This is a genomic window from Clostridium sp. AM29-11AC (genome assembly GCF_003480545.1).
Classification (GTDB): Bacteria; Bacillota; Clostridia; order Lachnospirales; family Lachnospiraceae; genus Otoolea; species Otoolea saccharolyticum_A.
Window position 1 is genome coordinate 1 of the sequence record NZ_QUJI01000015.1, and the last position, 21,235, is coordinate 21,235.

The following is a 21,235-nucleotide window of genomic DNA, read 5'->3' on the forward strand; positions in this document are numbered from 1 at the left end:
TATCGAATTCTTATCTGGAAGGTTTCATTCCCATAGACACAGAATATTTTACAGCCTCCACAACAGAATAGAAGGGGCTATCTATTTCCGACAGCCCCTTTCTAGTCTGTTATTCTGTTTCCTGGCTGGAACTTAAGCCCGCTTCTTATTCAGCAGCTGCTGTTTCCTCCGAAGCCTCAGATGCCGGTCCTCCATTTGCCTCAGTCTCATCTGCACCTGTGTCCTCACTGGAAGCTGCTGCTGCCTGGGCATTCTCTCCGCTCATATTTTTGTAGGAGCGGTTGAACTCAAAGCTGCCTGGGCCGACACTCTCGCCGTTTACGGACAGATTCAGCGTCTGAGCCTCATAGTTTTGGATGAACGTGTTTGCTACGGCTGTCTGCTCCAGCACATCGTCCTGGTTTGGCATACCGCTGAGATCCACTGTAATCACATCTCCGTCCTGGGAGAAGTTTAACACCTTTGTCCCCTCTTCGAGAATTCCGTACTCTGCCATCTTGTCAGCCAGAAGCTGGGCGTCCACTGTCTCCTCTTCATCGGAATCGATGGCATCCATCTTCTGCTCAAGACCTGTCCCATCCTCCTTGATGGTGAATATGCTGACCTGAGCCATGGGTGCTGCATCTGCGTCAGGGAGCTTCTCCACAACCTCTCTCTCTGTCTGCTCGATGGAAGCCTCCACCGTCTGTCCTCCTGCCTGGGCATCTGTCTGGCTGGATACATCTGTCGGGGAGCAGGCTGCCAGAGAAACAGACATCACGACTCCCATAAAACCAAGCATCATTTTTTTCATAATTGCATTTCCTCCTCATCTGATTATTCTTTGTCAGCACCCCGGCCAAACCCCCAAGGCACGGCAAAGTTTTTCCAATCCGCAGGCAGCTTCCATTTCTCTTCAGATCGGCTGTCATGCGGGTCTTTTTTTCAGTTCTCTGTTCTTCAGACAGTAAACTCTCTGAACCATTTGTTCAGCTTCGTGAGAGCCCGGTAAAGGATCTGGAGCTCCTCGCCGGACAGCTCTTCTTTTATACTGTCAATCATCCTTCTGTGAAATTCTGCATGGTGCTCAAAGGCTCTGCGCCCTTTATCCGACAGGGAGATATAGACCACCCTCCTGTCCTCTTTTCCTCTGGTGCGCTCCACGTAGCCTTTCTTCACAAGGCTGTTCATGGCAATCGTGAGTGTCCCCACTGTGACCGAAAGTTCCCTGGCAATCGCGGACATGTTTTTAGGTACCCCGATTCCTATCGCTTCAATTACGTGCATGTCATTGCTTGTGATATCCCGGAATTCCGGCGTTATAATGGCCTTCTGCTCAATATCCATAATATCGCGGAACAGCCTTACCAGTACCTCATTGAATGTATCGTAATTGTCCACAGTGTTCCCCTCATCTGACCAAAACAAAATTTCCCCACTGATTATACAATAAACAATCCATCCCGGCAACTGTTAGCAGTCAACAAAATTCTTACAACTTTTGTACCTGAAGTCCTCGCAGCCTTTGCTGGCAAAGGCTGTCCTGAGCCTCCCTGCCCGCCTCCTTCGCCCTGGCTTTCCTTCTTTTTTCTCAGACAATAGCTCCCGCTATGACCACGCTGGCTGCAATTCCCGCAGCCGTGGAAATCAGAGCTCCGGCCAGGGTCCATCTTGTCTTTGTCACCTTCACTGCCATAAAATACACACTCATGGTATAGAACACGGTCTCTGTACAGCTCTCCATAATAGAAACTGTCATTCCCAACAGAGAATCCGGTCCGTATGTCCTGAAAATATCGAGAAGAAACCCGGTGGCCGCTGAACTGGACACGAGGCGTACCAGGATTACGGGGACTATTTCTCCAGGAATTCGGAGAAATCCTGCTGGAGCTTTCAATATTTCTGAAAGAAACTCCAGGAATCCAGATGCTCTCAGGACACCCACAGCTGTCATAAGGCCGATCAGGGTGGGCAGTATTCCGGCAACCGTCCTCATCCCCTCCTTTGCCCCTCTCGTGAAGTCGTCAAACACAGGGCGCCTGGAAATGAGTCCAAAGCCGATTATGTAAAACAGAATCACCGGTACCAGAAAGTCTGACAGGTAAAGAACTGCCTTCATGGCTAATCCCCGCTCTATTGCCCTTTCTGTCATTCTATGCCAGAAGGTACCGGTAAATTCCTAGTTTCATGATTTATGAAAAGGGTGATTTCCTTTTCATGTTAAGTATTATACGGGGAGTTTGTGTCCTGACTGTGAATTACTCCTTGCAAAATCAGGAAATTTTTATAAACTGTCTTTCTAAAATCTAAACCGTTCTGATCCTGATTTATGAAGCGCCACAGTCCAGGGAGGCCTTTTTTCAGACTGTCTGCCGCCTGTCTCAGACTCGGCAATAATTTTCCATACGTTTCTTGATATTCTATGATATAATGACCGCAGAACGGGCATTATATCTGCGCTGAGCCGCTGGCGCCCGAAGGGAGCCAAAACACTCCTGCGGCGAGTGCGCATCCCTCGGAGAGATATATATCCGAAGGATATGATATAATGACCGCAGGGCGGGCATTATATCTGCGCATTCCGGTTTCAGCATTCACTGCTGAAAGCCGGGCGCTGAATTCCGCCGGAGGCTGCCATATCCGAAGGATATGGTATAACAAAAGCATTCAGAAAAATTAATTTCAGGAGGAAAATCCATGAGCGTACTTTTTATTGAATATCCGAAATGCACTACCTGTCAGAAAGCTAAGAAATGGCTGGATGACGCCGGCGTTTCCTATGAGGATCGCCATATCAAGGAAAACAACCCGACAGCAGAGGAGCTCAGAAAATGGCATAAGATAAGCGGCCTCCCCCTCAAAAAGTTCTTCAATACCAGCGGCCTTCTCTACAAGTCCATGGCGTTAAAGGACAAGCTCCCTTCCATGAGTGAGGATGAGCAGTATGAGCTGCTCGCCACCGATGGAATGCTCGTAAAACGCCCTCTGATTATATCCGAAGACTTTGTGCTCGTCGGCTTTAAAGAGGCTGAGTGGGAGGCCAGGCTTAAATAGCCTGAAAGAAAAAGTGCAGAAGCAAGGGCCTACAGACCAAGGCCCTTGCTCACATTCACCACAAAATCCTGCACATTCGTTACAATACTCTTTGCGGAAAGGCTGCCCCGATCGCCCAGCTTGTTGACGGCGAACTCGGAAACATCCACGCTGTAAAAATATACCTGACGCACGGTTCCGTCGGCCAGCACGCGGAAGGACGGGGTCATATTTCCCGTGGCGATGGAGTGCAGGGTGGTAGCCATACAGATCACAGTAGTGGCCTTTTTTACGCACTCTCTCATGGCCGACTGTCCCTCGTACACGTCTGCATAGACCTCCGGGAGAGGCCCGTCATCGCGGATGGAACCTGTCAGCACAAAAGGCACTCCCTTTTTCACACAGCTGTAGATAATCCCGTTGTCAATGTGCTCCTTCTCGATAAACTCCGGGATCGAGCCGTGGAAGCGCACCCTGTTGATTGTATCAATGTGATTGTAATGGCCCCCTGCAAAGCTCTCCTGGGTATATATATCCTGTCCCAGAGCAGTCTTTAAATAGGCCCCCTCCAGATCATGGGTTGCCAGGGCATTTCCCGCAAGCAGAGCGTCCACATATCCGTTCATAACCAGCTTGGAGAAAGCCTCCCTGGAATCGGAGTCAAAGGCACAGGCCGGCCCCATCACCCAGACCACATATCCGTTTTCCCGCTCATGCTTTAAGAGCTCATAAATCTGGTCGTAATCCTTGGAGAATGCCGTCTCCCTGGAACGTCCCTGGCGGAAGGCAAATGCCTCCCCGCTTCCTGCAGAAGGCTCATCAAAGCCATGGGTCCACACAAAGATTCCCTCCTGGGCATCCTCCGTTCTCCCGACGATGACAAGGTCCCCCTTCTTCAGGGTCCTGAACTCCCTCACAGAGATCTCCCCGTTCTCATAGACAGCCACACAGTCCATCCGGCTCTCCTTTGCCAGAAGCCACTGGCCTCCAACCTTGAAATACTCCGGAAAAATCGTAGTAGCATGATAATTCTCCGGTGCCACCTTGTCCTTCGGCGCCGGTGCCATCAGAGCGTCCGGAGCCTTCACAAACTTCTCCTCGGTAAAATCAGGTGCCGTGTACTTTTTCAGTTCAAATGCCATAGTAAAATCCCCTCTCTTATTCGTTCTTTCATGCCGCTTTACCATACCGTCTTTCATGCTTCTGAAGCCTGTCTGACTGGTGCCTTTCTGGTTTTGTCCTCTTTCAGACACCTTTTTCCTCGGCTTTTAAAGCCCCTCATATCTGTCTATTATAGCTTATTTTCCGCTGTTTCGGTACCCCGAAGAAGAAATTTCCGGCACACTTTACCTCTCTTTTTTCCCTCTCCGGTTCATGACTGTGCAGAACAGCACAGCTGCAAGTGTGCTCACCCCCGTAGCCAGAAGTGCAGGGCCCGTGACAGCAGCCGGATTTGCAGAGCCGTACTGTGCCCGGTAGGCAATCATATTGATGGGGATGAGCTGAAGGGAGGAGATATTGATAATCAGGAAGGTACACATCTCATTGCTGGCCGTTCCCCTTAAAACGGGATGGCAGTCTTTTTCCAGTCGCCTCTCCCTCCTCTCCTCCTCCAGCTGTTCAAGTTCCCCCATGGCCTTCAGGCCGGCCGGTGTCGCCGCCCATCCCAGGCCCAGCATGTTGGCAATCATATTGGCGGAGATAGATTCCAGAGCAGGATGGCCCTTTGGAATCTTCGGGAACAGAAAGCGCAGAACCGGATACATTTTCCCTGCCAGGGCCTCGATCAGACCTGCCTTCTGGCCGATTTCCAGAATTCCTGTCCAGAAGGACATGACGCCGAGCATGGTAATTCCCAGGGTTACCGCCTCCCCCGCTGCCTCCAGCGCACCATTTGTGACCTCCGGGAGCCTTCCGTGAAGTGCTCCCCACAAAATTCCCACAGCCATCATCACAGCCCAGACGTAATTCAGCAAAAAAATCCCACCCTTCTGGCAAACTGTATGCCAGAAGAGCGGGATTTATGCCCTTTTTCCATTCCGTCTTCTCGATCCTTACTCTCCGAAGCAGAGCTCCCTCATCACGTCTGGGACTTTCTCGATTCGCTCAGCCCGGTATGCATTGCTTCCGCAGAACAGGAGAGCATGCTCCTCATCTCCCTGGGCCGCATTGATCAGCGCCTGGGTAATGCAGTACGGGGTAGTGGCCGGATCGCAGTGTTCCAGGCAGCGGAAGCACCTGGTGACCTTCTCCCCCTCGGTCATCATCTTTCTGAGAAACGGATTCATGATGGCCCTTCCCGGCATTCCCACCGGGCTTTTGGTGATCACAATATCCTCTTCCTTTGCGTTGATATATGCCTGCTTGTAGACAAGAGGCGCGTCGCACTCCTCTGTAGTCACAAACCTGGTTCCCACCTGGACGCCGTCGGCTCCCAGATCCTCGATGCAGTGGCGCACATCCTCGTGCGTGTACACACCTCCGGCAGCCACTACCGGGATCTCCTTCCCATACTTGTCAGCGTACTGCTTTACCAGGGCGATAATGCCCTTCACCTCTTCCTCGTACTCCGCTTTATGGTAGGTTTTCGATACCTCCTCCGTGTCCGCCTCGAGCTCTGCCAGCTGCTCCCTGGAAAAGCCCAGATGACCGCCTGCCAGAGGTCCCTCAACCACTACCAGATCCGGAGCCGTCTTATAGTTTCTGTCCCACATCTTGCAGATAACCTTGGCAGCCTTGACCGTGGACACGATCGGTGCAATTTTAGTGGCGCTTCCCTTCACATATTCAGGCAGATCCACAGGAAGACCGGCCCCCGAAACAATGAGATCCGCGCCGATTTTCACGGCAGTCTTCACGTACTCAACATAATTCTTGGTGGCAACCATGATATTAAAGCCGATGATGCCTTCAAGGGCAATAGCTCTGGCCTTTTTCAGTTCGCTCTCCATGGCCCTCAGATTTGCCTCCTGGGCATTGCGGTAAAAATCCGGCTCCCGAAAGCCGATCTGTGCGGTTGAGATGAGGCCGATTCCCCCCTCCTTAGCCACAGCTCCTGCCAGGGATGAAAGGCTGATTCCAACCCCCATGCCCCCCTGAATAACAGGGAGCTTAGCCGTCAGATTCCCTATTTTCAGCGGTTTAAATCTATCCATCCTCGTTCTCCTAAATTTTATTTCTGGTTCTCTAAAACGCGCGGAACCTGTCGTATCTCTGGCTGACTGCTTCCGCCCGCGTCATATCCCTGAAACGCAGGAAGAATTCCTCCAGCTTCCAGTCCAGCTCACGGCAGATTTCTTCTTTGTTGGCCTTGGTAGCAGGCTCAGGCTCAGGGATAATGCACTCAATCAGTCCCAGCTCATAAAGATCCTTTGCCGTCATCTTCATGACCTTGGCTGCTTCGCTGGCCTTCTTCCCATCCTTCCAGAGAATTGCCGCAAAGCCCTCAGGTGAGAGTACTGAGTAAACAGCATTCTCCATCATCCAGACCTCATTTCCCACAGCCATGGCAAGGGCGCCGCCGCTTCCTCCCTCGCCTACGACAATGGCAAGTACCGGCACAGTCAGGTTGGATGCCTCAAACAGGCTTCTGGCAATCGCCTCACCCTGTCCTCTCTCCTCGGCCTCAATTCCCGGAAAAGCTCCCGGAGTATCCACAAAGCAGATAATCGGGCGGCCGAACTTCTCAGCCTGCTTCATCAGGCGCAGGGCCTTTCTGTAACCCTCGGGATTCGGCATTCCGAAATTCCTCTTTAAGTTCTCCTTTGTGCTCTTCCCCTTCTCCTGAGCAATCACCGTCACCGGCATTCCGTGCCAGGTGGCAATTCCGCCGATAATCGCGCCGTCGTCTCCGAAATAGCGGTCGCCGTGAAGCTCGATGAAGCCGTCAAACAGCTCTTCGATGTAGTCACTGGAGATCAGCCTGTCCTCACTTCTTGATATAAGCACCGTATCCCATGCACTTAACTGGCGGTTTGCAATCTCCTGCAGCTCCTTTTCCGGCGTGCGCTTAATCACTGCGCTCTTTCTGTCAAAGGATTTCTCCAGGGCAGCTAAAAGCTCCTGCTCTGACAGGCTTCCAGTTCCTTTCTCTCCCTCTGCAGAACCCTGGATCTTCCTCGCGCTGCCGCTTTCCTGAGCCTTTTCTGACTCCTGCTTTCTCCGGCCCTCGCCCTTATAATTCCACTCATTTCTGTTGGCATGGATGCGGAGGATGGAGGAAAGGGTATCCTTCATCTCAGGACGCTCCACGATCAGATCCACAAAGCCGTGCTCCATCTGGAATTCCGCCCTCTGGAAGCCCTCAGGCAGCTTCTGCCGGATTGTCTGCTCAATCACCCGCTGTCCCGCAAATCCGATAAGCGCCTTCGGTTCAGCAATAATGATGTCGCCCAGCATGGCAAAGCTGGCTGTCACGCCGCCTGTCGTGGGCTCTGTGAGCACGCTGATGTAGAGAAGGCCGGCGTCACTGTGGCGTTTTATTGCCGCAGAGGTCTTTTCCATCTGCATCAGGGACACAAGCCCCTCCTGCATCCTGGCTCCTCCTGAACAGGCAAAGATAATCACCGGAAGGCGGAGAGCCGTAGCCCTCTCCACAGCTCTCGCAATCTTCTCTCCTACATTGTGGCTCATGCTGCTCATAATGAAGCGGGAATCGCAGACGGCGATCACTGTTTTCTGACCATGAATGGTTCCCCGTCCTGTGACGACCGCCTCGTTCAGGTTCGTCTTTTCCCTGACAGCCTGGACCTTCTTCTCATATCCCGGGAAATTTAAGGGGTTTACAAACTCCATCTCCCTGTCCCACTCCTCAAAGGAACCGCTGTCTATCGTCATCTCGATTCTTCTGTAGGCATGGACGCGGAAGTAGCCGTCACACTTAGGGCAGATGTAGAAATTGTTTTTCACATCCTCTGTATAGATGGGCCGGCCGCACTTATTGCATTTGCGCCAGAGTCCCTGAGGAATATTCGGCTGTCCCTCGTAGACAGCCTCCTCCTTTTCCTCAGAAGCCTTTTTGTATTTCGTATCTATCAAGGTATATGTCTTTTTAAACATATCTTTCAGCATATAACACTCTCCCTTTCCCCGGATATTCCCTTTCGGACTGCCGATACCTGACCTGTCCGCCCAGACTGATGCCAGAGGTCTAAGACATCACTCTATTTGCAGTAGGACGGAAACTCCTTCGGAATGAAATCCGTGTCGATCTGTCCCTCCTGATAGGCCTCATTGTTTAAGATTTCATACTGGAAATCAATGTTTGTGTCAATTCCCTCGATAACAAGCTCTCCCAGAGCGCTCCTCATCTTAGCTATAGCGGCCTGTCTGTCTCTGTCATAGACAATGAGCTTTAGCAGCATGGAATCATAGTTCGGCGGAACCTGATAACCGGCGTAAATATGGGTGTCTATCCTGACTCCCCGGCCTCCCGGCAGATGCACCTCCGTGATGGTTCCCGGACACGGCATAAAGTTCTTCTCCGGGTTCTCCGCATTGATCCTGCACTCAATAGCATGGCCGCGGATCACCACATCGTCCTGGGTAAAGCCAAGGGGTTCTCCAGCTGCGATCTTAATCTGCTCTTTAATCAGATCCAGATCTGTGACAGCCTCTGTCACCGGATGCTCCACCTGAATACGCGTATTCATCTCCATAAAGTAGAACTGCTTGTGTTTGTCTAACAGAAACTCGATGGTTCCCGCATTTACATAGCCCACTGCCCTGGCTGCCTTCACCGCTGTCTCTCCCATAGCTTTGCGAAGCTCAGGGGAAATAGCCTCCGACGGAGCCTCCTCGAGGACCTTCTGATGGCGTCTCTGGATGGAGCAGTCGCGCTCTCCAAGGTGTACCACATTCCCATACTCGTCCGCAAGGATCTGAAACTCAATATGTCTTGGCTGCTCAATATATTTTTCAATATACATGGTGTCATCGGAAAAGCCCTTGACTGATTCCATCTGCGCCTGGTTAAAATTGGCCTCAAAATCCTCCGCGCTTCTGGAAACTCTCATTCCCTTTCCTCCGCCGCCTGAAGATGCCTTGATCATAACGGGAAAGCCGATAGCCTTCGCCATCTTTAAGGCCTCCTCCGGTGAATATACCGGTTCCTTGCTTCCAGGAACAACGGGAACTCCGGCCTCGATCATGGTCTTTCTGGCTTCTGATTTGTTTCCCATCCGGTGAATGATGTCAGCGGAGGGTCCGATAAAGCGGATATTGCATTTCTCGCACAGATCTGCGAAGCGGGCGTTCTCAGAAAGGAACCCGAAGCCCGGATGAATGGCGTCCGCCCTCATGGCCACTGTGGCGGAGATAATGCGCTCCATATCCAGATAGCTCTCGCTGGACGGGGCCGGCCCGATACAGACAGCCTCGTCGGCGAGCAGTGTGTGGAGGCTGTCCCTGTCTGCCTCGGAGTAGACAGCCACCGTCTTGATCCCCATCTCCCGGCAGGCGCGGATAATCCTGACCGCGATCTCGCCGCGGTTTGCAATCAAAATCTTGTTAAACAAAAGCGTCACCTATCCAATCATAAACGTGAGCTCGGCGGAAACTGCCACTTTGCCGTCCACAGATGCTGTCGCACTTCCAATTCCAACCGGCCCCTTTCTCTTGATAATCTGGCATTCCAACTTCAGTCTGTCCCCCGGAACTACCTTTTTTCTGAACTTGGCGCTGTTGATTCCTCCAAAGTAGGCAACTTTGCCTCTGTTCTCCTCCTCGCTCAGAATCGCCACTGCGCCCACCTGAGCCAGAGCCTCCACAATCAGGACTCCCGGCATAACCGGCTCCTGCGGAAAATGGCCTGCAAAAAACGGCTCATTGTAAGTCACTGACTTATAGCCCGTGGCTCCCTCGCCCGGCCTTATCTCCTCGATACAATCGATAAGGAGAAATGGATGCCTGTGGGGAATAATTTCCTGAATCTCCTTGATTCCTAACATATTCGGTACCCCTGTCTTTTTTATTTGCCTTACGCCGCTATAAAATCTGCAGCGTCCTGCTATTTAATTCTGAATAACGGCTGGCCGTACTCCACAACCTCCTCGTTGTTTACAAGGATGGCCTCCACCACGCCGTCATACTCACTCTCGATCTCATTCATCAGCTTCATGGCCTCGATGATTCCAAGCACCTGGCCCTTTTTCACCGTATCGCCTACCTTCACAAAGCTGTCGGCGTCCGGCGCAGGAGCTGAATAGAAAGTTCCTACAAGCGGAGACTTTACCACATTGCCGGACGGGATATCCTCCTTTGTCTCAGCCGCCTGTGCGGAAACTGAACCGGCCAGAGAAGCCTCCGGGGTCACGGGGAGCCCTGTCACTCCCGCTCCTGCAAGGCCCGGGGCAAGTCCCATAGCGGAGACAGCCGGAGCTGCCACAGGCGGAACAGCCGTCACAATCTCCCTCTCCTTCTCTCTCTTTAGGGACAGTTTTGTCCCGTTCTCCTCGATCACAAGGCTGGTAAGATTATTTTTGGAGACAGCCTCAATCAGTGTCACAATATCCTTAATATCCATGTCTGTCCTCCTCCGGCATTAAGCCTCATACTTCTTTACCACAAGGCTTGCGTTGTGTCCGCCGAAGCCCAGGGAATTGGAAATGGCATAATTTACAGTTGTGTGGACTCCCTCGCCCTTCGTGTAATCCAGATCGCACTCAGGCTCTGACTCAGCAAGCCCTGCTGTGGCGTGCACATAATCCTCCATGACAGACTTCACACAGGTGATGAACTCCACTCCGCCTGCCGCTCCCAGCAAATGGCCGACCATGGATTTGGTGGAATTGATCTTTACCTTGTAAGCGTGATCTCCCAGAGCCAGCTTGATAGCCTTTGTCTCGAAGAGATCGTTGTGGTGGGTGCTGGTTCCGTGAGCATTTACATAGTCGATCTGCTCCGGTGTGATCCCCGCATCCCTGATAGCGTACTCCATAGCCTTTGCGGCTCCGCTTCCGTCCTCTGCCGGGGAGGTAATATGGTATGCATCGCTGGTTGCGCCGTATCCGACGATCTCAGCCAGAATAGTAGCCCCTCTGTTTAATGCATGCTCTAAGGACTCCAGCACGACAACGCCTGCGCCCTCGCCCATAACAAAGCCGTCTCTGTCCCTGTCAAAAGGACGGGAGCAGGTGGCCGGATCCGGGTTGGTAGAGAGGGCTGTAAGAGCCGTAAAGCCTGCGACACCGATTGGGGTGATGCTTGATTCGGTTCCGCCTGCCAGCATTACCTCTGCCTCGCCGCACTGGATGGAGCGGAAGGCCTCACCGATGGAGTGGGTTCCTGTAGCACAGGCAGTCACCACGTTGATGCACTTTCCCTTAAGTCCGTACTGGATGGACACGTTTCCTGCAGCCATATTGCAGATCATCATGGGCACGAGAAGAGGGTTTACGCGGTTAGGCCCTTTCTCAAGGAGCTTTTTGTACTCTCTCTCCACAGACTGAAGGCTTCCGATTCCGGAACCGATGCTGACACCTACGCGGAAGGGATCCTCCTTTTCCATATCGAGACCTGACTGTGCAAGGGCCTGAGAGGCTGCTGCCACTGCGAACTGGGAAAACGGCTCCATTCTTCTCGCAGTCTTTGCATCCATGTAATTCTTTGGGTCAAAATCCTTTACCTGGGCAGCCAGCTTCACCTTGAAATCTGCTGTATCAAAATATGTAATCTCCCCGAATCCTGTCTTTTTTTCCTTCAGGGAATTCCAGAATGTCTCCACATCATTTCCGACTGGGGTAATTGCACCCATGCCGGTAATTACTACTCTATTTGCCATATATTCCCTCCTGAACTCTTTGAAATTCTTCAGCTGTCCGCACGTTAAGGCCTACATGGCCATTCCGCCGTCCACGCCTATAATCTGTCCTGTAATGTAGCCTGCCAGATCGGAAGCCAGGAAGGCGGCAAGATTTGCTACATCCTCCGTTTTTCCAAACTTCTTCATCGGAATCTGCTCTCCCATGGACTTCTTCACATCCTCAGGAAGAACGGCTGTCATCTCTGTGTCAATGAATCCCGGCGCGATCGCATTTACCGTGATACCGCGGCTTCCAAGCTCTCTGGCCACGGACTTTGTAAGCCCAATCACTCCTGCCTTGGATGCACAGTAATTGGCCTGTCCCGCATTTCCCATCACGCCTGATACGGAGGAGATATTAATGATGCGGCCTCCCTTCTGCTTCAGCATCTGTCTGGAGACATGCTTGATGCAGTTAAAGGTTCCCTTTAAATTGGTGTCTAAAACAGCATCGTACTCCTCCTCACTCATCTTCATGAGCAGATTATCCTTTGTGATACCGGCATTATTCACCAGAATATCAATTCTCTTATATCTGGCGATGAGATCCTTCATCATTTCTTCAGTCTTTGCGTAGTCGGAGACGCTGCACTGAACAGCCTCAGCGGTACCGCCTGCCTCTGTGATCTCTTTCACCACTTCCTCCGCCTTCGCCGCAGATCCGTTGTAGTTTACGATAACAACAGCGCCCTCTTTGGCCAGTGTCAGGGCGATCTGACGGCCAATTCCGCGGCTCGCTCCGGTTACCAGTGCAATTTTGCCTTCCAATAACATATTTTTACAACCTTTCCTCGGAATCGCTTCCGGTTTGCCTGAGAGTACAGAGAGCCGGCCGCCCCTCTCTGGCCGGCTTTCTTTCCAGGAAGCCTCTACAGCTCCCTTACTTTCTCAATATCTTCCAGTTTCTCTATATTGATCACGCGAACGTTTCTATCTATCTTCTTCATAAATCCGGCCAGTGTCTTGCCAGGCCCGATCTCAATAAATGTATCCACGCCGTCCTGAAGCATCATTCTCATGGTCTGCTCCCACCGCACGGAGGAGGATACCTGCTTCACCAGAAGCGGTTTTACATCCTCTGCCTTTGTCACATACTCAGCCGTCACATTGGCCGCATACGGAATCACAGGCTCGTGAATTTCAACTGTGTCAAGCACTTTTCCCAGCTTCTCTCCTGCCTCTGTGAGCATTCTGGAGTGGAACGGGCCGCTGACATTTAACGGGATCACCCTCTTTGCTCCCGCTTCCTTAAGCTTCTCTGCCGCCTCGTCGACCGCCTCCTTCTTTCCAGAGATAACGATCTGTCCCGGGCAGTTATAGTTGGCAATCTGCACCCCTTCAATTGGCTCGATCACCCGTTCAATTTCCTCTGCATCCATCGCAAGGACAGCGGCCATGGCTCCGATTCCCGCCGGAACCGCCTCCTGCATCAGGATTCCCCTCTGTCTTACGGTGCGAATCGCATCCTCCACAGACATCACGCCAGCAGCAGCCATTGCCGGATACTCTCCCAGACTCAGTCCTGCGGCCGCATCAGGCTTTATCCCTGTACGCTCCATGAGAACCTTCATCATAGCAAGGCTCGCTGTCACCATGGCCGGCTGTGTGTACTCTGTTATGTCCAGCCTGTCGTTTTTCTCAAAGCAGAGCTCAGGCATGGAAAAGCCTAGAATTTCAGTTGCAGTGTCGAATACCTGCTTTCCTGTCTCTGTCTGCTCATAGAAATCCTGCCCCATGCCGCACACCTGCGCACCCTGGCCTGGAAAAATAAATGCAATCTTGCTCATAGCGCTACTCCTTTTTCTTCCTATGGAAACGGCCCGCCTGCCGTCTTCCTGTGCACACGGGCCGCTGTTTCCTATTATCTGACAGAGCCGGATGGCGAAGCTATGCCGCACCTGCTTTTCTGCCAGGTCTGTCTTCTGCGGCGTTTTTGCGCCGCCTTTTTATGGATTACCAGTGCAGAAGCTTACCTGCCTCTGCCATCATCTCGTCCATCATTTCCTTGCAGGTCTGTTCTTTTTTGACCATACCTGCAATCTGGCCTGCCATAACAGTTCCGTTTGATGTGTCTCCATCCATAACGGCCTTTCTGAGGGTTCCCAGCGTCAGATACTCAAGCTCTTCGAAGGACTTGCCCTCCTGCTCCATCTTGATATACTCTCTGGTCATCTGGTTTCTCAGACATCTGACCGGATGGCCGTGGGTCCTGCCTGTTACTGTGGAATCTATGTCCTTCGCCTTGATAATCTTTTCCTTGTAATTGGGATGTACAATGGACTCCTTCGCCACTACAAAGCGTGTTCCCATCTGGACTGCCTCAGCTCCCAGCATAAAGGCGGCTGCAATTCCGCGGCCGTCCCCGATTCCGCCTGCTGCGATAACAGGTATGGATACCGCATCCACTACCTGCGGAACGAGCGTCATGGTCGTAGCTTCACCGATATGTCCGCCGGACTCTGTGCCCTCTGCGATAACGGCGTCAGCTCCGCCTTTCTCCATCATCCTTGCCAAAGCGACGGAGGCCACTACCGGGATTACCTTAATTCCGGCGTTCTTCCACATCTCCATATATTTTCCAGGGTTTCCGGCTCCTGTTGTGACTACCTTCACGCCCTCCTCAACGACTACCTTTGCCACGTCGTCAGCATGAGGGCTCATGAGCATGACGTTTACGCCGAACGGCTTCTTTGTCAGCTCTCTGGCCTTTCTGATTTCATCGCGGACTACTTCTCCCGGAGCATTCGCCCCGCCGATGAGACCCAGACCGCCGGCCTCAGAAACAGCTGCAGCCAGATGATGCTCGGCCACCCAGGCCATACCGCCCTGGATGATCGGACATTCAATCCCTAAAAGTTCAGTGACTCTGGTCTTCATTATGCTTCAACACCTTTTTCTTTTAAATAGTTCATTACATCGCCTACTGTTAAGAGGTTCTGTAAGTCCTCAGCCGGGATCTCTACAGAATACTCATCCTCAAGTGCCATAACCAGCTCGAATAAATCCAGAGAATCTGCTCCCAGATCATCCTTGAAGGAGGAAGCCTCTGTGATGGAATCTGCATCCACGCTTAACTGCTCTGCGATGATCTCTTTCATTTTTTCTAACATAATTCATTCTCCTTTACCTTTAAGTTTTAGTTTTTGAATTTAATTTCTGAAAGCCGTTACAGGGTTCCTCCCCCACAGCATTCATTTCTTTTATTATATTTGATTTTCAGGAACTTGCAAGGGAAAAATGACGCGGACGCGCCCTATCCGCAGCCGTGCTTCTTCCTGCTTTACCACTCTAAAAGGGTGGCCCCCCAGGTCATGCCGGAGCCGAAGCCGGCAAGTACCAGTTTATCTCCCCGCTTAAGCTTCCCTTCCTGCTTCATCTCGTCGAGAAGAATCGGAATAGAAGCCGCGGATGTGTTTCCGTAGCGGTCAATATTTACAGGAATCTTTTCCATGGGTATTTTAAGCCGTCTGGAGGCTGCCTCCAGAATCCTGTAGTTGGCCTGGTGAAGAACGAAGTATTTGATTTCCTCCGGCGTCATTTCCGCCTCTTTCAGAATATCCTCCACAATCTCAGGCACCTTGCGGACTGCGAATTTGAAAACTTCCTTCCCGTCCATTTTCATAAAGCCCAGCTCCGGCTTGACTCCGTTCAGGCAGTTTCCGAGATTTCTGGCCTGGCACTCCAGCGTCCATCCCTTCGTTCCGTCGCTTCCCATCAGTGTTTTTATGATTCCGCCGTCCTCTGAGGCCCTCACAACCGCTGCCCCTGCTCCGTCGCCAAAAAGGATGCAGGTTCCCCGGTCTGTCCAGTCCACCACCTTGCTTAAGGCTTCCGCACCTACGATCAGAGCGGTCTTATAGATTCCGGACATAAAAAAGCTGTGGGCAATGTGCAGGCCGAAGATAAATCCTGAGCAGGCTGCCGTAATGTCAAAGCCTACAGCGTTTACCGCTCCGATGGCTGCCTGTACATCCATGGCCGCCGCCGGGAATGCACGGTCTCCGGATGAGGTGGCAAGCACAATCAGGTCGATCTCCTTCGGGTCAATCCCCGCATCAGAAACTGCTCTCTTAGCCGCCTCCACCGCCAGAGCGCAGGTTCCCATCTCCTTTGACACTCTCCTCTCACAGATTCCCGTTCTCTCACGGATCCACGCGTCATCCGTATCCAAAAATTCCATGAGATCCTTATTTGTAACAACTGTATCCGGCACATATGAGCCGATTCCGATGATTCTTGTAGTCATGTCTGATTCCCGCTTTTCTGTCTGCTTATGACAGCCTCCGCCGCCAAGCGCCTGTCTGGCTGTCATATTGATTTTTTATTTTACAATAACATACACCTGTCCGCCTGGGCAGACACCCCCCTGCCTGAAAGCCAAACGAGGCCTCCGTTTTCAGACATGTCCGGGCCTTCCCGACAGATTGTTTGATATTCAAACTATTGCTAGTGTATTCTATGGCCGTTTGTTTGTCAAGAAGAACTTTCCGCATAATCCGCCCCTGAAAAACAGGCTTTTCAGACTGCATTTCCCAGACCTTTCTGCCCTCCTTCTGATTTTCTGTCCCGTCTTTTCTAAGACCTGCAGGCTTTCTGTCTGATTTATACGGCAAAGTACCTCTCTGAAATGCAAAAGTTCCGGGGATAACCTGCTCAGGCAGGCGCAGGCTGAGCAGGCTGAACCTTCCCCCATATAAATATGGAAACGGCAGCCCTCTGTCATTTTTATCAGAACGAAAAAAACCAGTACCTTTTTGAGGCAGGAAAATGTATAATAAGAAATCATAAGAACCATAGTACTATCATTCAAAAGGAGGTTTACATAATGCAGAAAATCCTGGTATGCGATGACGACAGACAGATTGTCGAGGCTATAGATATTTATCTGACCGGAGAGGGCTTTGAGGTGATCAAGGCCTATGACGGTCTGGAGGCTCTGGAGCTTCTCAAAACACATGAGGTGAACCTCATGATTGTGGACGTGATGATGCCCGGCCTTGACGGAATCAGAACCACGCTCAAAGTGAGGGAAACCAGCAGTATACCGATTATCATTCTGTCCGCCAAGTCAGAGGATCCTGACAAGATCCTGGGACTGAATATCGGGGCGGATGACTACATTACCAAGCCCTTCAACCCCCTCGAGCTGGTAGCCCGCGTCAAATCCCAGCTTCGCCGCTACACGCAGCTGGGAAATATGAATACCCAGTCCGACAGCCGCGTATATAAGTGCGGCGGCCTTCAGATCAATGATGAGAACAAGGAGGTTCTGGTGGACGGCGAGCTGATCAAGCTGACGCCTATCGAGTATAACATTCTCCTCCTTCTCGTAAAAAATGCAGGAAAGGTATTCTCGATTGATCAGATCTACGAGGAAATCTGGAACGAGGAGGCCATCGGAGCAGACAATACCGTGGCTGTGCACATCCGTCACATCCGTGAAAAAATCGAGATTAATCCCAGAGAGCCCCGCTATCTTAAGGTTGTCTGGGGCGTAGGATATAAGATTGAAAAGCAGTAGGTGGATATGATGAACCGCAGATTAAATTTAAAAAACCATAAGACGATTGTCTGTGTCATCCATCTTCTCTTTCTTGCGCTGATGTTTGCAGGCGTTGGAACGATGTACCTGAACGACAATCTGGGAGTGGGCATCACCCGGATTCACAGCAGCGTCTACGAGGACACGGACGAATTTACCCAGTATTTCAATGACGATCTGGCCGATATTTTCCAATACATGGAATATAATGAGATTTTTGCCACAGGAGGTTCCATTGACATCTCAAAAACGATGCTCGAGATGACCTTCGGCCCCAATGACACCCGCTCCTATTCGCTGAACGACATTATCAAGTATCTTCAGTCTCTGGGGTACTCTCTCAACGGAGATTTTGAGTGCATACCCGTTTCTGTGGACGAAAACAGGAAGCCCGCCATGGGATATGTCGCCTGGTCTGCCAGCGAACCAGATATATATTACACCTCTCTGAAAGATGGGATGCGCCACTGCTCTCTGGAGGAGATTTCCCTTGAAATCATAAACACCCTGAACCGTTACTACAGTACTTACAAACGGCTCATAGAAAGTCCCAGCAACCTGCATTTCAGGATCGAGTACATAGACAGCGAGTCAGAGCCAAAGCGTATCACATCCTTCTCAAACGACAGTACACTGACGTTAGAGCAGGCCAAGACTTATGGACGCTACGCCTGTCTTCAGGGCAACTCTGTGTTTTATGACACAAACTTCCGTTTTATCGATCTGGACACTGTGTCGGCCCTGTCGGCAGGCAATCCCTATGACACAAAAACCTACTATCTGCTGGCTGCCCTTGACACCTCCTATCCAGTGTCAGATCCCTATGCAGACAATTATAACCATTATGTCAGAATGCAGAATTACTACTTTCTGGGTTTTGCTCTGATGGTGGTTGGAGGCCTGACGGCAGCCGCCTCCCTCCTGTACCTGCTTTCAGTGTCCGGAAAACAGGAGTATGGAGACAGCCGCATTACCCTTTCCCCCTTTGACCAGACCAGCACGGAAACAGGTCTGATCCTTCTCATCCTTCTGGCGGGAGCCTCACTTCTGGCAGGGAGATACACTCTGGTGAGAATCGCACATCTGACCCTTCCTGAGGAATCCTGGGATGTGGGAGAAAAGGTGATCTACACAGCCATTGTCTATCTGGTATGCCTCATCGGGCTGTTCAGCCTGCTCAGACGCTGCAAGGCTGGAATACTCTGGAAAAACAGCCTGATTCGAAAGCTCGGCGACAGACTTTCCGTCTTCTTTACAGGCCAGACCTTTGCCGGCCAGCTATCAGCTGCCTTTATCGCCTACCAGATCGCCAACACGGTGCTTCTGGTGACCGCCTCCTACCTGTACCTGAAGTGGCATATCCTGACTCTGACCTTAAAGATCATAATCGGCATGCTCCTGTTTTTATGGCTCTGTGTAAACCTGTGGATCTTCTATCTGATGTTCAGGCGGGCTGCCGACAGAGACAGGCTGGATCTTGCCATCCGCCATCTGGCTGGAGGAGAAACCACCTATCAGGTAGATATCTCCCAGTTTTCAGGCAAGATACGGGAGACAGCGGAAAACCTGAACAATGTCAGCCAGGGACTTGAAGCGGCTCTCTCCGAAAAAGTAAAAAGTGAGCGGCTCAAGGCGGATCTGATTACAAATGTGTCCCATGATATCAAGACACCCCTAACCTCCATTATCAACTATGTAGATTTAATCAAGCGGGAAAACATCCAGGATGAGAAGATTCAGCGCTATCTGGAAGTGCTGGAACAGAAATCCCACCGCCTGAAAAATCTCACAGAGGATTTGGTGGAGGCCTCCAAGGCCAGCTCGGGAAATTTAAAGCTCGACATCAGCAGACTGGATTTCATTGAGCTGATCTATCAGACGAACGGAGAATTTGAGGAGAAGTTTATAAGCCGACGGCTGGATCTCATTACCTCCGCTCCGGAGCGAAGTGTCTTTATCGAGGCGGACGGCCGCCGACTCTGGCGGGTTCTGGAAAACCTCTATAACAACGCCTTTAAGTATGCTCTGGAGGGAAGCCGGATCTATGCGGATGTGTCAGTGGAGAACTCCATGGCTGTATTTACCATTAAAAACATATCTGCCAGCCCTCTGAATATCAAGGCCGAGGAGCTGACTGAGCGGTTTGTCCGCGGCGATGTGGCAAGGACTACGGAGGGGAGCGGCCTGGGACTCTCTATCGCCAGAAGTCTGACACAGCTTCAGGGCGGAAGCTTTGAAATCTATATCGACGGCGATCTCTTTAAGGTAAGAGTGGCATTTCCTGTGGCAGAAGTTCCGCCTAAAGTCCTGCCCAAAACAGCGGAAGCAAAGACAGAGGATGACGAAGGCAGGGCTGAAAGCGAAGGTCAGACTCCTTAGCTTAGGCCCTGTAAGGTCTTTTTTCCCCTCCCTCAATCAGCCGGATCCGTTTCCAGTGGCCTGTCAGATACCACCCAAAGGATATGGCATAGTTTGTGGCCCAGCCCAGCGGAACGGCGTACCACACGAACTCAAGCCCATAGCGGGTAGCAAAGAAGCTGGCCACAAACACGCGGATGGTCAGGTTGGCCAGATTGGAGACGGTAAATACAGTCACATCCCCTGCTCCCCTTAAAAGGCCGTCTGTCGTGGCCTTCAGCCCGATCAGAATATAGAAAAACGAGATAAAGTCCGCGTAGGACATAGCCACGCTGAAAGCCTCCTCGCTGACCTCAGCGTCCAGAAACGCAGAGATAAACAGGCTTCCGAAGCTCTGGGTCAGGACACAGAGAGCTGCTGCAAAGGCTGCAAGGGCGAAATAGCAGGTTCTGTATCCCTCTCTGACGCGCTTTTCATTCCCGGCCCCTATATTCTGGGCTGTAAAGGTGGACATGGCATTTCCAATCGCCAGCATGGGCACGATGGAGATAGACTCGATTCTGGTTCCTGCCGAGTACCCGGCAATGGCAGAGGAGCCGAAGGTGTTCACCACCGACTGCACCAGAAGGATTCCCATCTGCACAATAGACTGCTGCAGGATGGAGGGGATCGCCACCTTTACCATGGAGAGCATCATTCCCCTGTCATAAAACCGGAATTCCTCTCTCCTGTGTTCATAGCCTCTGAGCTTTCTCATCAGAAGGCAGAAGGACAGCACAGCCGAGAGTCCCTGAGCAATCAGAGTGGCAACAGCCACGCCCCGGACTGCCATGCCAAACTGAATGACAAACAGCAGATCCAGCACGATATTTAACAGCGAGGAGAAGATGAGGAGCCAAAGGGGCGTCCTGGAATCTCCGAGAGAGTTAAACACCGACGCCTGGACGTTGTACATAAAGAGAAACGGCAGACCCAGAAAATAAATGCTCAGATACAGGGCCGCATCCTCAAAGATATTGCCCGGCACATTCATCAGCGCCAGAATCTTGTCGCTATATGCCAGTCCGAACACTCCCAGAAAAACGCTGATAACGAGAAAGTTAAGCAGGGTTGTGGAGACGGCTGTTTTCATTTTTGTAATCTGGCCCGCTCCCAGAAACTGTGAGATGATTACAGAGCTTCCCGTCCCTCCGCCGATGGCCACGGCGATGAACACATTGGTTATGGCGTAGGAGGCTCCCACGGAGGCCAGGGCATTTTCACTGACAAACTGCCCCACCACAACGGAGTCCATAATATTGTAAAACTGCTGGAACAGATTGCCCAGAATCATGGGGAAGGCAAAGAGTAAAAGGGCCTTTCCCGGATGATCGGTGAGCATACTGCAGGTTTTCTTTTTTGCTTTAACTGCCTGTGACATTTGTGAAATTCTCCTGTGTTGATATCAGAATCCATGTATGAAGCGGGACCCGGTCTGAGTATGCTGGCTGAAAACCGCCTTTATCAACTTCCTGACCTGTCTT

20 protein-coding genes are annotated in these 21,235 nt (G+C 51.5%); 3 read left to right on the forward strand and 17 right to left on the reverse strand.

Going from position 1 to position 21,235, the window contains the following annotated elements; all coding sequences use genetic code 11:
• Positions 1-145: 145 nt before the first annotated feature.
• From DW757_RS11330 to DW757_RS11340, 3 genes are all read right to left on the reverse strand, one after another.
• Positions 146-793 (reverse strand): GerMN domain-containing protein, encoded by a 648-nt coding sequence (locus DW757_RS11330; protein WP_015572876.1) that lies wholly within the window; start codon positions 791-793, stop codon positions 146-148.
• Positions 794-939: 146 nt separating this feature from the next.
• Positions 940-1,380, reverse strand: coding sequence for a MarR family transcriptional regulator (locus DW757_RS11335; protein ID WP_021966254.1), 441 nt, complete (start codon positions 1,378-1,380; stop codon positions 940-942).
• Positions 1,381-1,570: 190 nt separating this feature from the next.
• Complete coding sequence (locus DW757_RS11340) at positions 1,571-2,098, reverse strand: membrane protein (RefSeq protein ID WP_015572875.1); 528 nt, start codon at positions 2,096-2,098, stop codon at positions 1,571-1,573.
• A 578-nt stretch (positions 2,099-2,676) separates the two neighbouring features.
• Between DW757_RS11340 and DW757_RS11350 the strand changes: the two genes are divergently transcribed.
• Entirely contained in the window at positions 2,677-3,033 is a 357-nt protein-coding gene (locus DW757_RS11350) for an arsenate reductase family protein (RefSeq protein WP_008397754.1), read from the forward strand.
• 29 nt (positions 3,034-3,062) lie between these two features.
• Here the strand turns inward: DW757_RS11350 and DW757_RS11355 are convergent, their stop codons facing one another.
• From DW757_RS11355 to DW757_RS11415, 13 genes are all read right to left on the reverse strand, one after another.
• Positions 3,063-4,154 carry a TIGR00300 family protein gene (locus DW757_RS11355; protein WP_021966255.1) on the reverse strand — a complete coding sequence of 364 codons (1,092 nt, stop codon included), beginning with the start codon at positions 4,152-4,154 and terminating at the stop codon, positions 3,063-3,065.
• Positions 4,155-4,358: 204 nt separating this feature from the next.
• Entirely contained in the window at positions 4,359-4,988 is a 630-nt protein-coding gene (locus DW757_RS11360) for a hypothetical protein (protein ID WP_021966256.1), read from the reverse strand.
• A 78-nt stretch (positions 4,989-5,066) separates the two neighbouring features.
• Positions 5,067-6,167 (reverse strand): nitronate monooxygenase family protein, encoded by a 1,101-nt coding sequence (locus DW757_RS11365; protein ID WP_118751752.1) that lies wholly within the window; start codon positions 6,165-6,167, stop codon positions 5,067-5,069.
• A 31-nt stretch (positions 6,168-6,198) separates the two neighbouring features.
• The gene (locus DW757_RS11370) at positions 6,199-8,082 is read right to left on the reverse strand and encodes an acetyl-CoA carboxylase carboxyl transferase subunit (RefSeq protein ID WP_021966258.1); all 1,884 of its coding nucleotides are present in this window, start codon (positions 8,080-8,082) and stop codon (positions 6,199-6,201) included.
• Positions 8,083-8,174: 92 nt separating this feature from the next.
• Entirely contained in the window at positions 8,175-9,527 is a 1,353-nt protein-coding gene (locus tag DW757_RS11375) for an acetyl-CoA carboxylase biotin carboxylase subunit (protein WP_021966259.1), read from the reverse strand.
• Between the two features lie 9 nt (positions 9,528-9,536).
• The gene (gene fabZ / locus DW757_RS11380) at positions 9,537-9,959 is read right to left on the reverse strand and encodes a 3-hydroxyacyl-ACP dehydratase FabZ (protein ID WP_008397742.1); all 423 of its coding nucleotides are present in this window, start codon (positions 9,957-9,959) and stop codon (positions 9,537-9,539) included.
• 59 nt (positions 9,960-10,018) lie between these two features.
• Entirely contained in the window at positions 10,019-10,534 is a 516-nt protein-coding gene (accB, locus tag DW757_RS11385; RefSeq protein WP_008397741.1) for an acetyl-CoA carboxylase biotin carboxyl carrier protein, read from the reverse strand.
• A gap of 18 nt (positions 10,535-10,552) precedes the next feature.
• Complete coding sequence (gene fabF, locus DW757_RS11390) at positions 10,553-11,791, reverse strand: beta-ketoacyl-ACP synthase II (RefSeq protein ID WP_015572871.1); 1,239 nt, start codon at positions 11,789-11,791, stop codon at positions 10,553-10,555.
• 51 nt (positions 11,792-11,842) lie between these two features.
• Positions 11,843-12,586, reverse strand: a complete 744-nt coding sequence (fabG, locus tag DW757_RS11395) for a 3-oxoacyl-[acyl-carrier-protein] reductase (protein WP_008397739.1) — start codon at positions 12,584-12,586, stop codon at positions 11,843-11,845.
• Positions 12,587-12,681: 95 nt separating this feature from the next.
• A complete protein-coding gene (gene fabD, locus DW757_RS11400; RefSeq protein ID WP_008397738.1) occupies positions 12,682-13,599 on the reverse strand; it encodes an ACP S-malonyltransferase in 918 nt (305 codons plus the stop codon).
• Positions 13,600-13,765: 166 nt separating this feature from the next.
• Positions 13,766-14,689, reverse strand: a complete 924-nt coding sequence (fabK, locus tag DW757_RS11405; RefSeq protein ID WP_008397737.1) for an enoyl-[acyl-carrier-protein] reductase FabK — start codon at positions 14,687-14,689, stop codon at positions 13,766-13,768.
• On the reverse strand, positions 14,689-14,922 hold the full coding sequence (acpP, locus tag DW757_RS11410; protein ID WP_008397736.1) for an acyl carrier protein: 234 nt from the start codon (positions 14,920-14,922) through the stop codon (positions 14,689-14,691). Before acpP ends, fabK begins: the two co-directional genes overlap by 1 nt.
• Before the next feature lie 170 nt (positions 14,923-15,092).
• Positions 15,093-16,058 (reverse strand): beta-ketoacyl-ACP synthase III, encoded by a 966-nt coding sequence (locus DW757_RS11415; protein WP_008397733.1) that lies wholly within the window; start codon positions 16,056-16,058, stop codon positions 15,093-15,095.
• A 579-nt stretch (positions 16,059-16,637) separates the two neighbouring features.
• On the opposite strand from DW757_RS11415, the gene DW757_RS11425 reads away from it, so the two are divergent.
• Both DW757_RS11425 and DW757_RS11430 read left to right on the forward strand, forming a co-directional pair.
• Positions 16,638-17,333, forward strand: a complete 696-nt coding sequence (locus tag DW757_RS11425) for a response regulator transcription factor (protein WP_118751753.1) — start codon at positions 16,638-16,640, stop codon at positions 17,331-17,333.
• Positions 17,334-17,339: 6 nt separating this feature from the next.
• Positions 17,340-19,733: a HAMP domain-containing sensor histidine kinase gene (locus DW757_RS11430; RefSeq protein ID WP_015544314.1), complete on the forward strand. Its 2,394-nt coding sequence runs from the start codon at positions 17,340-17,342 to the stop codon at positions 19,731-19,733.
• Between the two features lies 1 nt (position 19,734).
• Here DW757_RS11430 and DW757_RS11435 read toward each other — a convergent pair whose 3' ends face one another.
• Positions 19,735-21,132 (reverse strand): MATE family efflux transporter, encoded by a 1,398-nt coding sequence (locus tag DW757_RS11435; RefSeq protein ID WP_118751754.1) that lies wholly within the window; start codon positions 21,130-21,132, stop codon positions 19,735-19,737.
• Between the last annotated feature and the right edge of the window lie 103 nt (positions 21,133-21,235).

Coding starts and splice junctions, on each gene's coding strand:
- fabG (WP_008397739.1), bottom strand. CDS start 12,586: ATGTTATTGGAAGGCAAAATTGCACTGGTAACCGGAGCGAGCCGCGGA.
- DW757_RS11330 (WP_015572876.1), bottom strand. CDS start 793: ATGAAAAAAATGATGCTTGGTTTTATGGGAGTCGTGATGTCTGTTTCT.
- fabD (WP_008397738.1), bottom strand. CDS start 13,599: ATGAGCAAGATTGCATTTATTTTTCCAGGCCAGGGTGCGCAGGTGTGC.
- acpP (WP_008397736.1), bottom strand. CDS start 14,922: ATGTTAGAAAAAATGAAAGAGATCATCGCAGAGCAGTTAAGCGTGGAT.
- DW757_RS11415 (WP_008397733.1), bottom strand. CDS start 16,058: ATGACTACAAGAATCATCGGAATCGGCTCATATGTGCCGGATACAGTT.
- DW757_RS11435 (WP_118751754.1), bottom strand. CDS start 21,132: ATGTCACAGGCAGTTAAAGCAAAAAAGAAAACCTGCAGTATGCTCACC.
- DW757_RS11350 (WP_008397754.1), top strand. CDS start 2,677: ATGAGCGTACTTTTTATTGAATATCCGAAATGCACTACCTGTCAGAAA.
- accB (WP_008397741.1), bottom strand. CDS start 10,534: ATGGATATTAAGGATATTGTGACACTGATTGAGGCTGTCTCCAAAAAT.
- DW757_RS11370 (WP_021966258.1), bottom strand. CDS start 8,082: ATGCTGAAAGATATGTTTAAAAAGACATATACCTTGATAGATACGAAA.
- DW757_RS11425 (WP_118751753.1), top strand. CDS start 16,638: ATGCAGAAAATCCTGGTATGCGATGACGACAGACAGATTGTCGAGGCT.
- DW757_RS11340 (WP_015572875.1), bottom strand. CDS start 2,098: ATGAAGGCAGTTCTTTACCTGTCAGACTTTCTGGTACCGGTGATTCTG.
- DW757_RS11365 (WP_118751752.1), bottom strand. CDS start 6,167: ATGGATAGATTTAAACCGCTGAAAATAGGGAATCTGACGGCTAAGCTC.
- fabF (WP_015572871.1), bottom strand. CDS start 11,791: ATGGCAAATAGAGTAGTAATTACCGGCATGGGTGCAATTACCCCAGTC.
- fabZ (WP_008397742.1), bottom strand. CDS start 9,959: ATGTTAGGAATCAAGGAGATTCAGGAAATTATTCCCCACAGGCATCCA.
- DW757_RS11430 (WP_015544314.1), top strand. CDS start 17,340: ATGATGAACCGCAGATTAAATTTAAAAAACCATAAGACGATTGTCTGT.
- fabK (WP_008397737.1), bottom strand. CDS start 14,689: ATGAAGACCAGAGTCACTGAACTTTTAGGGATTGAATGTCCGATCATC.
- DW757_RS11355 (WP_021966255.1), bottom strand. CDS start 4,154: ATGGCATTTGAACTGAAAAAGTACACGGCACCTGATTTTACCGAGGAG.